General features: G+C 64.9%; 13 protein-coding genes and 1 pseudogene. 5 read left to right on the top strand and 9 right to left on the bottom strand.

The annotated features are described in order from the left end of the window. Positions 1 to 76: 76 nt before the first annotated feature. The 4 genes from NKJ07_RS11230 to NKJ07_RS11215 all read right to left on the bottom strand — a co-directional run bounded on the left by NKJ07_RS11230 (position 77) and on the right by NKJ07_RS11215 (position 3,101). Positions 77 to 1,027, bottom strand: a complete 951-nt coding sequence (locus tag NKJ07_RS11230) for a hypothetical protein (RefSeq protein WP_318566913.1) — start codon at positions 1,025 to 1,027, stop codon at positions 77 to 79. Between the two features lie 220 nt (positions 1,028 to 1,247). Beyond that, complete coding sequence (locus tag NKJ07_RS11225) at positions 1,248 to 2,018, bottom strand: hypothetical protein (RefSeq protein ID WP_318566912.1); 771 nt, start codon at positions 2,016 to 2,018, stop codon at positions 1,248 to 1,250. A gap of 93 nt (positions 2,019 to 2,111) precedes the next feature. Beyond that, positions 2,112 to 2,792, bottom strand: coding sequence for a class I SAM-dependent methyltransferase (locus NKJ07_RS11220; protein WP_318566911.1), 681 nt, complete (start codon positions 2,790 to 2,792; stop codon positions 2,112 to 2,114). Positions 2,793 to 2,861: 69 nt separating this feature from the next. Further along, complete coding sequence (locus NKJ07_RS11215; protein ID WP_318566910.1) at positions 2,862 to 3,101, bottom strand: DUF7120 family protein; 240 nt, start codon at positions 3,099 to 3,101, stop codon at positions 2,862 to 2,864. Between the two features lie 205 nt (positions 3,102 to 3,306). Between NKJ07_RS11215 and NKJ07_RS11210 the strand changes: the two genes are divergently transcribed. Further along, complete coding sequence (locus NKJ07_RS11210) at positions 3,307 to 4,623, top strand: phosphoribosylamine--glycine ligase (protein ID WP_318566909.1); 1,317 nt, start codon at positions 3,307 to 3,309, stop codon at positions 4,621 to 4,623. Between the two features lie 57 nt (positions 4,624 to 4,680). Here NKJ07_RS11210 and NKJ07_RS11205 read toward each other — a convergent pair whose 3' ends face one another. Continuing rightward, a complete protein-coding gene (locus NKJ07_RS11205) occupies positions 4,681 to 6,063 on the bottom strand; it encodes an ATP-binding protein (protein WP_318566908.1) in 1,383 nt (460 codons plus the stop codon). Positions 6,064 to 6,350: 287 nt separating this feature from the next. Here NKJ07_RS11205 and NKJ07_RS11200 point away from each other — a divergent pair, with 287 nt between their 5' ends. From NKJ07_RS11200 to NKJ07_RS11185, 4 genes and pseudogenes are all read left to right on the top strand, one after another. Further along, entirely contained in the window at positions 6,351 to 7,448 is a 1,098-nt protein-coding gene (locus tag NKJ07_RS11200) for an RNA-guided endonuclease InsQ/TnpB family protein (RefSeq protein WP_425504762.1), read from the top strand. Positions 7,449 to 7,474: 26 nt separating this feature from the next. Continuing rightward, positions 7,475 to 8,290: an IS5 family transposase gene (locus NKJ07_RS11195; RefSeq protein ID WP_318566907.1), complete on the top strand. Its 816-nt coding sequence runs from the start codon at positions 7,475 to 7,477 to the stop codon at positions 8,288 to 8,290. Positions 8,291 to 8,504: 214 nt separating this feature from the next. Next, positions 8,505 to 8,753 (top strand): annotated as a pseudogene (locus NKJ07_RS11190) (zinc ribbon domain-containing protein); the annotation flags it as partial. Between the two features lie 239 nt (positions 8,754 to 8,992). Next, a complete protein-coding gene (locus NKJ07_RS11185; RefSeq protein WP_318566906.1) occupies positions 8,993 to 9,649 on the top strand; it encodes a lactate utilization protein in 657 nt (218 codons plus the stop codon). Positions 9,650 to 9,712: 63 nt separating this feature from the next. Here the strand turns inward: NKJ07_RS11185 and NKJ07_RS11180 are convergent, their stop codons facing one another. The 4 genes from NKJ07_RS11180 to NKJ07_RS11165 form a co-directional block, all read right to left on the bottom strand. After that, entirely contained in the window at positions 9,713 to 10,645 is a 933-nt protein-coding gene (locus tag NKJ07_RS11180) for a VOC family protein (RefSeq protein WP_318566905.1), read from the bottom strand. After that, positions 10,642 to 11,343 carry an alpha/beta hydrolase gene (locus tag NKJ07_RS11175; RefSeq protein WP_318566904.1) on the bottom strand — a complete coding sequence of 234 codons (702 nt, stop codon included), beginning with the start codon at positions 11,341 to 11,343 and terminating at the stop codon, positions 10,642 to 10,644. The genes NKJ07_RS11180 and NKJ07_RS11175 overlap by 4 nt, the downstream gene beginning before the upstream one ends. Before the next feature lie 264 nt (positions 11,344 to 11,607). Continuing rightward, complete coding sequence (locus tag NKJ07_RS11170; RefSeq protein WP_318566903.1) at positions 11,608 to 11,799, bottom strand: hypothetical protein; 192 nt, start codon at positions 11,797 to 11,799, stop codon at positions 11,608 to 11,610. A gap of 62 nt (positions 11,800 to 11,861) precedes the next feature. Then, positions 11,862 to 12,629, bottom strand: coding sequence for an IclR family transcriptional regulator (locus NKJ07_RS11165; protein WP_318566902.1), 768 nt, complete (start codon positions 12,627 to 12,629; stop codon positions 11,862 to 11,864). Positions 12,630 to 12,828 lie beyond the last annotated feature (199 nt).

The following is a 12,828-nucleotide window of genomic DNA, read 5'->3' as shown; positions in this document are numbered from 1 at the left end:
CTGCGCGGCGCGGTCGTCCCGGACGGCAGAGCCGGCTGTCACGTCCGACGCGCGGGTGGGTACGCAGCCGACCGTCTCAGGCTCGTTCGTCGTCCGATTCCCGCCTGGCGAGCGATTCGGGATCGGACGCCCGCTCGTGTGGCGCTTCGCCGGTCGATCGCTCGGCTCCACTCCCGGTTTCGTCCCGGTCCTCGTCGTCGCCGTCCCACTCGCCGACCGCGGGCGACGCCGGGTCGATGTCGGCGACGAACCGCATCGTCGCGGTGTTGACCGCGAGTCCGAGGACGCCGCCGGCGACGATCCCGATCGGGACGCCCACGACGGGGGCGTTCACCACGACCACGGTCACGACCGGTGAAACCACGAAGACGAACAGCGCGATGCCGACGGTGTACGAGAGGTACGCGCCGCCGCCGACGGCGAGCGCGTACGACGCCCCTGCGGCTGCGACGAGCCCGGTGTCCCGCAGGACGACCAGATACGGCACCGGGTAGAACAGGTAGGCGACGACGAGGTAGACCAGCGCACCGAGGACGAACACGGCCCCGAGTGCGGCCTCGCCTCCCGTGGACGCGCCGAGGCCGACCAGCCCCAGGGCCGGCGGGAGCAAGACCGCGACCGGAACCACGGTCAGGATCAGAAACGAACCGAAGTACGAGACGACGTTCTCGACGAAGCGGTAGTCGCCGGAGACGAGTTCGTCCGCGAGGCTCCCGAAGTAGCCCGCCGACAGTCCCGCCTGGACGACGAGCAGGAGCGGCACCGTGGCGACCGCGACCGGGAGCGCCTCCAGGGGCACGCCAGGATCGACGTTCACGCCCGTCTGCGGGAGGCTCACGAACTGCCAGACGGTGACCACGGCGCCCGGCACGCCGAACCGAAAGCCGACGTGGACGCCGTCGAACGCGACAATCGATCGCATCCCGTCGATGTTCGTGAGCGCGAGCACCATCGGGACGAGCGCGAGGCGGAGCGAACGGAGCGCGCGCTGCCAGCCGTCGGCGAGGCGGGTGGTGAGGCCCGGCATCAGTGCCGCGCCACCTCGGTGTCGGTCCGGGAAGGGAGGGCGAGGGCGAGGGCGAGGGCAGCTGTCGATCTGCCGTGACGTTCGCACGACGGGGGCCGCCGGCGGCCGACCGGGTTCGCGGTGGCCGCACGCGACGCTCGGACTGTGGAGGGCATCACCTGGTGACTCCCGCGAGAGACACAAACGCGTTCTGGTCCGCGGAGACGGGAGCGCCGCCGCCTCAGTCGCCGGTCGCGTCCGCGCCCGCGTCCGGGTCCGGGTCGCTCGGTCGAACCAGGTTCGCGAGCGTGACGACGAACCCGAGCGTCCAGCCGACCGGCACGGCGAGGCCCGTCCACATCCCCACGTACGCGAAGCCGGCGAGGTCGAACCGCGCCCGCAGGAGGGCGTTCAGGTCGCCGACCACGAGCACGTTGTCGAGCAGCCAGATGGCGAGCGACTCGCTCTCGGGGAAGACGACGCCCGCGAGCGTCGGCGAGTACAGCGCGGCGACCACCGGCGGGAGGAAGACGGCGACGACCGCGAACGGGTAGGCGACGACGACGGTCGTCAGCCGGCCGCCGACCCGCGAGAAGACGAGCGCGAGGACTGTCGCCACGACGGCGACGGTGCCGGCGGCGGCCACCGCGAGGAAGCCCTCGGTCGAGAACCGCAGGCGTGCGAGCGCGGTCAGCCCGCCCCAGACCACGATCGCGAGGCCGACGGTGCCGACGACGCCGATCCGGGTCGTGGTCCGGTCGAAGCGGCGGACGTAAAACCGGACGGCGAAGCCGAAGACCGTGAGCGGGTAGCCGACGAGCAGGCCGAGCCCGCCGAGCACCGACCAGAGGCGATATGCCACCCGCTGGGCCGTCGTCTCGGGGTGCCACTGGCCCATGACCGGGTGGGACTCCCGCAACTGCGGGAAGGCGATCGCCATCCAGAGCCCGTGGAGCGTCCGCAGGTCGTACTGCACGCCCGCGACGATGCTCGACAGCAGCGCAACACCCATTTCCTCGCCGGTTCGCACGGTGAGGGTGTTAACTGTTCGGCATCGGTCCGCGCGTCGGCACTCGGCCCGGGCCGCCCAACACACTCCCTCCGGTCAGTCGTCGATCCCGTCTCCTCCGCCCTCGCGATCCAGGTGGCCCGCTCCCGTGGGGAGCCGCGAGTCGGCCGCGACACCTCCGGCCACGACGGCGTAAAACGGATCAGCCCCCGGCCGTTCCCGGATCACCGTCCGTCGCTCGAACCCGCCGGCGGCGTCGAGATACCGGTCGAGCAGGGCGATACGTTCGTCCATCGTGGCGGCGCGCCACGCCCGGACGGCTTTCGTCGGGAACAGCCGGTTCGAGAAACTGACGACGAGGACGCCGTCGGGCGCGAGCACGCGGCGGAACTCGGCGAACACCCGGCCCGGGAACTCGAGGTACTGGACGGACAGCGCACAGCAGACGGCGTCGAACGCGGCGTCCGGATACGAGAGGTCCTGGTCGGCGTTGAGGTCCTGGACGAACCACTCGTCGAGCCGGTCGTTCGCGGCGAGTTCCTCGGCGTTCAGCCCGTGGCCGACCACCTCGTACGACTCGTCGGGCAGGTGCGACACCCAGCTACTCATCGCGTCGAGGACGCGGTCGCCCGGTTCGAGCACCTCGCCGTAGAGGTCGGTTAGCCGCGCGCAGAACGCGTCGTCGGCGTGGGTGACGAACCGCGGCTGCTCGTAGAACGTCTGATCGGGCCGCTCGTCGAACTTGGTTCGCTCGGCGGCCGAGAGAACGGACCGCATGCACGACGGTAGGGCCGTCCGACGCATCAATCCGTCGTTCGGGGGAGTCGGCCGCTCTCCCGGACGGGGTCAGAACGAGTAGTCGTCGCCGGTGTCGGTCCGCGCCGCGGGATCCTGTTGGTCCTCGACGGCCTGCGAGAAGAGGTTCTGATCGGGTTCCTGCGATTCGGTGGTCGTGTCGTACGCCGACATGCCCATCGAGAGGAGCTCCTCGACGGCCTGGTCTTGGTTGACGAACTCGCCCTGCTCGACGAGCCGCCGGATCTCGCTGTCGATTCGGTCCGGCAACGAGACTTCGACTTTGGACATGCTCAACACTCAGAGATGCAGGGGTGATAAATGTGCGCTCTCAACCCCCCGCATCCGACCAACACGGGCGGTGTCTCCGCACGCTGCGTCACACCTAGTATATATAATTGCCGGTGAGTGCCCGTGTCGTTCGGCCGGTGACCGGCGCGGCGCTCCGTCGTGGCGACGCCCTGGCCTATATGGCTTCGACGAGTGCCATCGAGGTATGGAGCCGAAGAACTTCCTGTTCTGCTCGCTCGACGCCGCGCTCCTCACGGACGTCGCCTGGCACGTCCACGCCGAGGGCCACGACGTGAAGTACTACATCGAGGCCGAGAGCGACCAGGAGATCGGCGACGGTTTCGTGCCGAAAACCGACGACTGGCGGGCGGAGGTCGCGTGGGCCGACGTGATCGTCTTCGACGACATCTGGGTCGGGACCGAGGTCGGCACGGGCGCGCTCGCACAGGAGCTGCGCGCCGAGGGGAAGGCCGTCGTCGGCGGGACGCCCGACACGGATCGACTCGAGGAGGACCGTGGGTACGCGATGGAGGTCCTGGAGTCCCACGGCGTGAACACTGTCGACCACCGGGTGTTCGAGGATTTCGACGCCGCCATCGCCCACATCGAAGCCAACCCCGCGCCGTACGTCGTCAAACCGCTCGGGGAGGTCCAGAACGTCAAGCGCTTGCTGTACGTCGGCGACGACGACGACGGCAGCGACGTCGTGGACGTCCTGCGTGCCTACAAGAAAGCCTGGGGTCACCGCATGAAGGGCTTCCAGTTGCAGCGGAAGGTCGAGGGCGTCGAGATCGCCGTCTGTGGCTTCTTCAACGGCGAGCGTTTCGTCGAGCCGATCAATTTCAATTTCGAACACAAGAAGCTCTTTCCGGGGAACATCGGCCCGTCGACCGGCGAGATGGGCACGTCGATGTTCTGGGGCGGGCGGAACAAACTGTTCGAGGAGACGTTCGGCAAGCTCGAAGGCTGGCTCGCCGAGGAGGGCTACGTGGGGAGCATCGACATCAACTGCATCGTCAACGAGACGGGCATCTACCCGCTCGAGTTCACGCCGCGATTCGGCTATCCAACGATCGTCCTCCAGCAGGAGTCGATGATCACCCCGACGGGGGAGTTCTTCTTCGACCTCGCGCACGGGAACGATCCCGGCCTGGAGGCCCACCGCGGCTACCAGGTCGCGGTCCGGGTCTGTCTGCCCCCGTTTCCGTTCACCGACGAGGCGACGTTCGCGGAGAACTCCCGCAACGCGGCAGTCGTCTTCGAAACCGAGAGCCGTGAGGGAATCCACCTCGAAGACGCAAAGAAAATTGACGGGCAATGGCGTGTCGCAGGCGACAACGGGATGCCCATCGTCGTGACGGGTAAAGGGGACACAATGCAGGCTGCACGAGAGCAGGCGTACGGCCGCATCGACGACATCGTGATGCCGAATATGTACTACCGGGACGACATCGGTGAGCGCTGGATCAACGGTGAGGGCGACCGCCTCTTGGCGTGGGGGTACCTCGGGCCACAGTCGTAGTCAGCCGATGTACGGACGGAACAGGCCGAACGACTCGGGGTTCGCCCCCGATGTCTGTCACTGGACGCTCCCGTCGGTGATGAGTTCGGGAAGGCCGAAGAGTTGCACGTCATCTCGCGTGGTAGCGACGCGTTCGAGATCGTCGGTGTACCCGGATCGACTGAACAGGACGTACAGCGTCCTCCCGTCGGCTGGCTCCTCTGACCACCGGACTTCCGACGTCGTTCGCTCGAGGTCGGCGAGAACCCCTTCACTCACGGGTTGGGACGTGAACTTACACTCGCCGGCGACGAGTCCGTCGTCGGTGAGACCGAGGACATCCAGTTCGTGTTGCTTGAACCACCACTGCCCGACGTCACGGAACCGTCGGTCGACGAGGGCTGGGAGCGCTCGCTGGCAGAGTCGTTCGAACAGCGGACTCACGTAATCCGCCAGTTCTGGTGCGACGAGTTCGCCGTACGCGTCGTCGTCGAGCATTCGGAGCTGGTCCTGGGTGCCGTAGACGAACCGGAACCAGAACCGGAACAGCGGCGTAGCGATGCGATACCGACCGCGCTTTGATGCCGTTGGTGACTCCGTGACGGGGATGTGGCGTTCGACGAGGCGGAGTCGACGGAGTTTCTGGAGGTACGCGCTCAGCGACCCGGACTCCACGCCGGCCATGCCCGCGATCTCGTTCGGGGTGCGTCGCCCATGGGCGAGCGCGCGGAGGACGCTGAAGTACGTGTTCGGTTGTCGGAGTTCGGCACGGAGCAGGAACTCGGGTTCGGAGTACAGGAGGCCGCGCTCTGACAGGATCGCCTGCTGGACGTTCGTTCCCAGCGGCTGGTCGGGATCGATGGTCTGGACGTAGTACGGAGTGCCGCCGTAGATTGACCACGCGGTGATTGCGGTCTCGGGGCCGTAGTCGGGGAAGAACTGGCGTGCGTCGGCTGCGGAGAGGGGCTTGAGGTCGATCGTCGCCGTTCGGCGACCGTAAAGCGGCGCGCTTCCGGAGAGCACCTTGTCCTCCATGACGCTGATCGAGGAACCGACGAGTACGAGCGTCGTTCCGGTGTCCTGGAGTTCCAGATCCCAGACACGCTGAAATCGGGACGGAAGCGACCCGTCCTCCTCGATGAGGAACGGGAACTCGTCGATGACGACGATCGCGTCCTCCTCACCGAGTTCTTCGAGGAGCACCTCCCAGTCGCGCCGGACGTTCTGCAGCGAAGGGAACTGCGCAGTGACGGTCTCGACGAACTGTTCGAGCTGGTTCTGTGCCGTGGATTCGACTGCCTGGTAGTAGACGGCATCGTCTCGATCGGCGATGGACTGGCGGACGAGTTCGCTCTTGCCGAGGCGACGGCGTCCGTAGATCACGACGAAGTCAGCCGTCTCGGACTCGTAGCAGTCCGTGAGTTGATCGAGTTCGACGTCCCGATCCACGAATCGCTCCATACTATCGGTACCGTTCCCTGGCAAAATAGAATTTCCGAATTCGGAAATCGCGATTTCTGAAATCGTGATTTCTTTTGGATCGGTGTCAGAGACGGAGATCGGGAAGTCTCGGTGTCTGGATACTCTCTCGAATCGTTATAGAGAACCAAGGAGAATACCTGACCCTTTAGGGTCAGGATGAATCCGACAATACCCTACACAACCCACCGACGATAGCAAGGCCGGATATTCCACGCCAATCGACACTATTATGAAAATAGCGTTCATAACCAGTTATGAAGCCAGAAATGAGCCGAACCGTCCGAACCTTCGAGGCTACGATTACGAACCAGCAACAGGTTCGTGACGACCTCGACCAACTCGGATGGGCCGCCTCAAAACTCTGGAACGTCGGTCGCTACTACGCACACGAACAGTGGGACGAGACGGGCGAGATTCCCGATGACGGGGAACTCAAAGCCGAACTCAAAGGCCACGAACGCTATACGGACTTACATTCTCAATCCAGTCAGCGCGTTCTCGAAGAACTCGCTGAAGCGTTTAACGGCTGGTTCAGCAAGCGTCGGAACGGCGACGACCGTGCCCGACCGCCCGGCTACCGCAAAAACGGAGACTCCCACCCACGTTCAACCGTGTCGTTCAAAGCGGCTGGTTTCAAACACGACGCACAGTTCACCCGCGTTCGCCTCTCGAAAGGCCGTAACCTCAAAGAACACCGTTCGGACTTCATCCTGTGCGAGTACCAGACTCGCCCGGATGTTGCCCTGACTGAGTGGGACATTCAACAGGTTCGTGCCGTCTACAAACGCGACAAGTGGCGGCTTCAATTCGTCTGTCGCACCACTATCGACCCGGAACCGCCGGGTGACGAAGTGGCTGGTGTTGACCTCGGAATTTGCAACTTCGCCGCCGTCTCGTTCGGCGGCGAGTCGGTGTTGTATCCCGGCGGCGCACTCAAACAGGACGAATACTACTTCACGAAGAAGAAAGCCACGTGTGACGATTCCTCGTCCCGAGAGGCAACTCGTCTTGACCGCAAGCGAACGGGTCGCCGGACTCACTTCTTGCACGCACTCTCGAAAGTGATTGTGGAGGAGTGTGTCGAACGAGGCGTTGGTGCGCTTGTCGTTGGCGACCTCGGCGGCATTCGAGAGGACGACGAGAACGGCGAACCCCGAAACTGGGGCGACCACGGAAACCTCGACTTGCACGGGTGGGCGTTCGACCGCTTCACGACGCTACTCGACTACAAGGCGGAAGCCGAGGGCATCGACGTGGAGTTGGTGTCGGAACGCGATACGTCGAAGTTGTGTTCAGCATGCCTTGTTTTGCGGTCGACTAACGGCAGCTTCAGACGCTCTCACGGGAAGATTCCGTCACGCTAACCCGTAATTGGACGCCGTCTGGCGATATGGCATCGCTCAGACGGCTAGCACGGATGTGTCGAGATCTTGCCAAACAGCACGTTGACGACCCGGAAGTACCCGCCGCGCCGGACGGCGCGGGCGGGTACGCGAAATGGGTGCAGATCGCCTTGATTCTGTACCGCGTCGAGTTGGAGAAGAGCCTCCGTGAGACTGAAGACTATCTTAACGAGATGCCCGGTGTCCTCGCCGTGTTCGAACTTGACGAGGCACCGCACTACAGTTCGTTCTGCCGGTGGGAACAAGAGTACCGGATGCGTGACCTGCGCCGCCTGCTCCGCGCTTCGGCGGAGCAGGCGGGCTGGAGTGGTGAAGCCGCGATTGACGCGAGTGGCTTCCAGCGCGATCAAACCAGCTACCACTACCGCGACCGCGCGAATTACTCGTTCCAGTCGATGAAGACGACGATCTTGATCGACGTGAACTCGCTGGCGATCAAGGACGTTCATTTCACGACGAAGAAAGCCTGGGACGGCCACATCGGGATGCAGGTCTTCCGCCGGAACGCGGAAGACCTGCGTGTGTTGTCTGCTGATGCGAACTATTCGTGGAGCGACCTCCGCGAGGAGTGTCGCTCCAACTCAACGCGACCGTTGATCAAGCACAGGGAGCAGACACCGTTGCAGAAGGCCCACAACGCCCGGATGAACGAGGACTACAACCAACGCTGGATGAGCGAGACAGGTTTCTCGCAGTTGAAGGAAGACGACGGCGAGAAGCTCCGCTCCCGGAGCTGGCATGGCCAGTTCCGGGAGCTGACTCGCAAGTGCATCGTGCATAACCTGACGCAGGCGGCGAGTTAGGGCTCGCCGTCTGCTCCCCTTCTCCGGACGTATCCGGGAGAGGCATCGCCGCCGTCACCGGAACAATGGAGCAAGGTACCATAGTTTTGACTCATCAGCAACCGCTGTGAGTGACAGCTACTGCATCTTCTGAGGGCGAGAAGCCGTCTTTAGCGCCGTAAAATTGTAGATCAGCAACCCCACCCCGACGCTGTCTTGCGTTCAACAAGGCAGTTCAGCATGTGGTCACACCGATGACAAACAGCGTGTGGAACGTGGACTGTACGTGTGCGAGGAGTGCGACACCGTTGCGAACGCGGACGTGAATGGTGCGGAGAATATTCGGCAAAAGGTACTCCCGAGTCTCGCCACGGATGGTGGTGATAGGGATAACGGCTGGTTGGCACAGCCAGCGGTTCACCTGTTCGACCGTAGTGAGGGCTGTTTCGCCCCACGAGAACAGGTCGTTAACCGCGAACCGTAATATCCCAACTCAGCGGTGCGGTTCCGTGGGATTTCCGCGTCTTCAGGCGCGGGAGGATGTCAACTGGCTGATTTGGATCGTCGAATCTACCGTCGGCCGAGGACGGTGGCGCGAGCAGTGACCGCGCTCGTTGGGCCTTCGGAGCGAGGGCCGGTGACACCGACGTAACCCCCTGTCACCGGTGTCCGCGAGCGCTTATAGGTACTCGTCGGTAAGGATCAGTCACACCAACACGCACGATGTCACAACAGAAATCCGACTACGCTGACGACGCCGCGATCGACGAGACGCTCGACGACCTCCCGACCGACGCGGAACTCGACGAGACCGTCGAGAACCTCGAAGCGAACGGGTTCGAGGTACAGGTGGTCGACACGGCCGCGGAGGCGCTCGACGCGGTACAGGGGCAGATCCCCGGCGACGCCTCGGTCATGGACGGGCACTCGACGACGCTCGAAGAGATCGGCTTCATGGAGTACCTCATGGAGGGCGACCACTCGTGGCAGAACCTCCACGCCGAGGTGTTCGAGATCGACGACGACGCCGAGCGGTTCGCCGCCCGGCGGTCGGCGCAGACGGCCGACTACTTCGTCGGCGGCATCAACGCGGTCGCGCGCACGGGCGAACTCGTCGCGGCCGACCGCTCGGGCAGCCGGATCGGTGCGTACCCGTTCGCCGCGGGGAACGTCGTCATCGTCAGTGGCGTCAACAAGATCGTCGACGACCTCGACGCGGCGTTCGACCGCCTCGAGAGCGTCGCCTACCCGCTGGAGAACGAGCGGGCGAAAGAGGCCTACGGCGTCGAGAGCGCGGTCGCCAAACAGCTCGTCTTCCGCAAGGAACTCACCGAGGGTCGCACGACGGTCGTCCTCGTCCGCGAGAAGCTGGGTTACTGAGCGGCCGCCTGCGCCGTCCGATCGCCTCGTTCTTTCCGACACACCGTCGCCGTCCAAGCCTGACTATCCACCTTCCCCGTCGAGCGGCGGGAGCTGTGCCGTGATCATCTCCCGGTCGTCCGCCAGCCACGGCGGGAGTTCGAGCCGGACGCCCGACGCGTCGCTCTCGTCCTCGACGGCGACGCCCGGTCCGTCCGTCGCCAACTCGACGAGGATCCCGCCGGGTTCGCGGACGTAGACGGACTGGAAGTAGTGCCGGTCCGTCACGTAGGTTGGCTCGAGACCGTCGTCGAGGAGCACCTCGTGCCACTCGGCCAGCGCCTCCTCGTCCGGGAACCGAAATGCGACGTGGTGGGCGGTGCCGGCACCCTCGCGGCCGAACGGCACCTCCCTGTCGAGCACGTCGACCACCGTTCCCCGTGGTCCATCGGCCCGGTACCGGACGCGGTCGCCCTCCTGGGCGACGAGATCGAACCCGAGCGCGTCGACGACGCTCGCGGTCTGGAATGGGCTCGTCGAGGCGAGCGTCACGCCGTCGAGTCCGGTGATCGCGTACGCGGACGGGACGGGTCCGTCCCGCGTCGTCTGATCGTCGGCCGACGCGATGAGTTCGAGCGGCTGGCCGTCCCCGTCGTCGAACGACAGGTACGGCGCGTCGAACCGTCGGCCCCGCTTGACTCCGACTCCGTGTGCGTCGAGCCGGTCCGCCCAGTAGTCGAGACTTCCCTGGGGAACCGACAGCGCTGTCGCGGTCGGCTGTGGACTGCCGACGCGGCCTCGCTGGCCGCGCTCGGCGGGAAAGCAGGTGAGGAGCGTCCCGGGCGTCCCGGTCGGAGCCCCGAAGTAGAGGTGGTGCATGAACGGGTCGTCGTAGTTCACGGTTCGGACGACGAGCGCGAGCCCGAGCACGTCACGATAAAAACGGACCGTCGCGGCCGACGTCCCCGTGATGACCGAGACGTGGTGCAGGCCGGGCGTCGCCGGTCCGAGGCTCACTCTGCGCCCCTCCCCGTATCCGACGCGTCGGCGTCCGTCCGTTCGTCTCTCCGCAGCCCCGCGAGGAGGTCGCGGACGAGCGCCATCTCGTCGTCGTTCACCCTGTGGGCCATCCCCTCGTAGATCCGCTCGGTCACGTCGCCACCGAGGCGTTCGAACAGCGCGCGTGACTCGTGGACGCGCCCGACCGGAACGTGCGGGTCGACGTCGCTACAGCCGAGAAACACGGGCGTCCCCCGGAGGTCGCCTTCGTGGCCGAACGTCGTTCCCTCGGGGCCGACGAGGCCGCCGCTCAGGACGACGAGACCGCCGTAGCGTCGCGGGTTCCGTGCGACGTACTCCGCGGCCAGACAGGCCCCCTGCGAGAAGCCGAGGAGGACGATCCGTTCGTGCGGGATCCCGCCCTCGGTCACCTCCGCGACGGCCGAGTCGACCGCGGCGAGCGCGGACGACAGCGCCGGTTCGTTCCGCCCGACGGGCGCGAGAAACGAGTGGGGATACCAGCTGTTCCGTCGTGCCTGGGGGGCGACGTAGGCGACACCGTGTTCGTGGAACTCGTCGGCGAGTCGCAGGATGCCCTCAGCTGTCGAGCCGCGACCGTGCAGGGCGACGACCGCCGCGTCGGCGACCCGACGCGGTGCGCCGGCCCACTTCGGCGACTGTCCCCCGTGCCCGTCGAACGCGTCTTCGGTGTTCACATCTTCTGTGGGTCGACGACCGACATAACGGTTCGCTGTCACCCGCGTCCCCTGGTGACTTGGACGTCACCGCGGCGGTTCGCGCTCCGTTTGGAACAAAACAAATTAGATCTACTCTTCGATACTGGATTCGAATAAATACGATAATATATTTTATACCGAGTGATAGTGCACAAAAAACAAAGTAGAGTAAATTTACAGCTATAATAATAAATAAAAACTAATCTGAGAACACGAGAGATTTCGCGAGTTTAGGCACTTATATTAACAACCGGCGGTGGAGACGTCGGAGAGGAGTTTCACGCGGGGACTGTCGACCCCGTCGATCTCGAACGCCGCCGCGGACTCGCTGAGGAAGTCGCCCGGATGGCCGACGGCGGTGTGGAGCGGTTCGAGGACGACTACCCCCGCGTTCGATCTCCACCGGCCGACCGCTTTCGCGAGACACGAATCCATCACGAACGTTCGTGCAGTGGGGATTACACCAGTACACCTGTAATGGCATTCTCATCGGGTGCTCAGGTGAGCGAGTTCTCGAGCTCGAACTCGTTGGCGACGCCGAGGAGTACCTCCGGGATCTCCCGCTCGAACCGCTCGTCGGTCATCCGGTTCGCGGGGCTGGCGACGCTGAACGCGCCGACGACCTGTCCGTCGGCGCCGTCGACGGGGACGCCGACGGCTTTGACCCCGTCGAGCTGTTCCTCACGGTTGAACGAGACGCCGCGGTCGCGGACCGCCGAGATCTCCTCGGCCAGGACGTCGGCGTCGGTGATCGTGTTCTCCGTCGCGGCGGGGAGCCCCCACTCGTCGACGATCGCGGTGATCCGCTCGTCGGACAGCCGCGAGAGGATCGCCTTCCCGGCGGCCGTCTGGTGGAGGTGAAATCGCTTCCCGACGGTCGAGTACGTCCAGACCGCGTGTTCGCCCGAGAACGTGTACATGTACACGCCCCGGCCGTTCTCCTCGACGGCGAACACGGCGCGACACTCGGTCTCGGCAGCCAGTTGTTCGGTGTACGACTCGGCGATACGGTAGGCGTTTCGTCTGTTGCGAACGTAGTCGCCGAGGGCCAGGAACTGGAGGCTCAGCTGGTAGACGTCCCCCTGTTTCACCACGTACTCGGCGTCGACGAGCGTCGTGAGATGGGCGTGGACGGTGCTCGGTGCCAGATCCATCTCCGCTGCCAGCTCCGTCACCCGTGCGCCGTCCATCCGGCGAAGGGTCTCCACGACTTCGAGCGAGGTCGCCGTCGTCTGCAGCGTTCGTCCGCCGTCTCGGGTGTTCATACCTCCTGATACTCCGCCACGGTATTTAATATTCGGGAGATGCGAACCGGCCGTCGGTCCGTGCCACTAATCCTCGTGTCGTTTGCTTTCATTCGATGCTCTGCCCGACGAGCGCGGGATTCCGATTCGTCTCTCGTGAATGCGATCGTGACACTCGTGAACGCGACGGTGATCGCGCCCGTGAACGGACCGACGGAAC

The sequence above is a fragment of the Salinigranum marinum genome (genome assembly GCF_024228675.1).
GTDB lineage: Archaea > Halobacteriota > Halobacteria > Halobacteriales > Haloferacaceae > Salinigranum > Salinigranum marinum.
The sequence above is the reverse complement of the archived record's forward strand: the minus strand, read 5'-3'. Positions and strand labels throughout refer to the sequence as shown.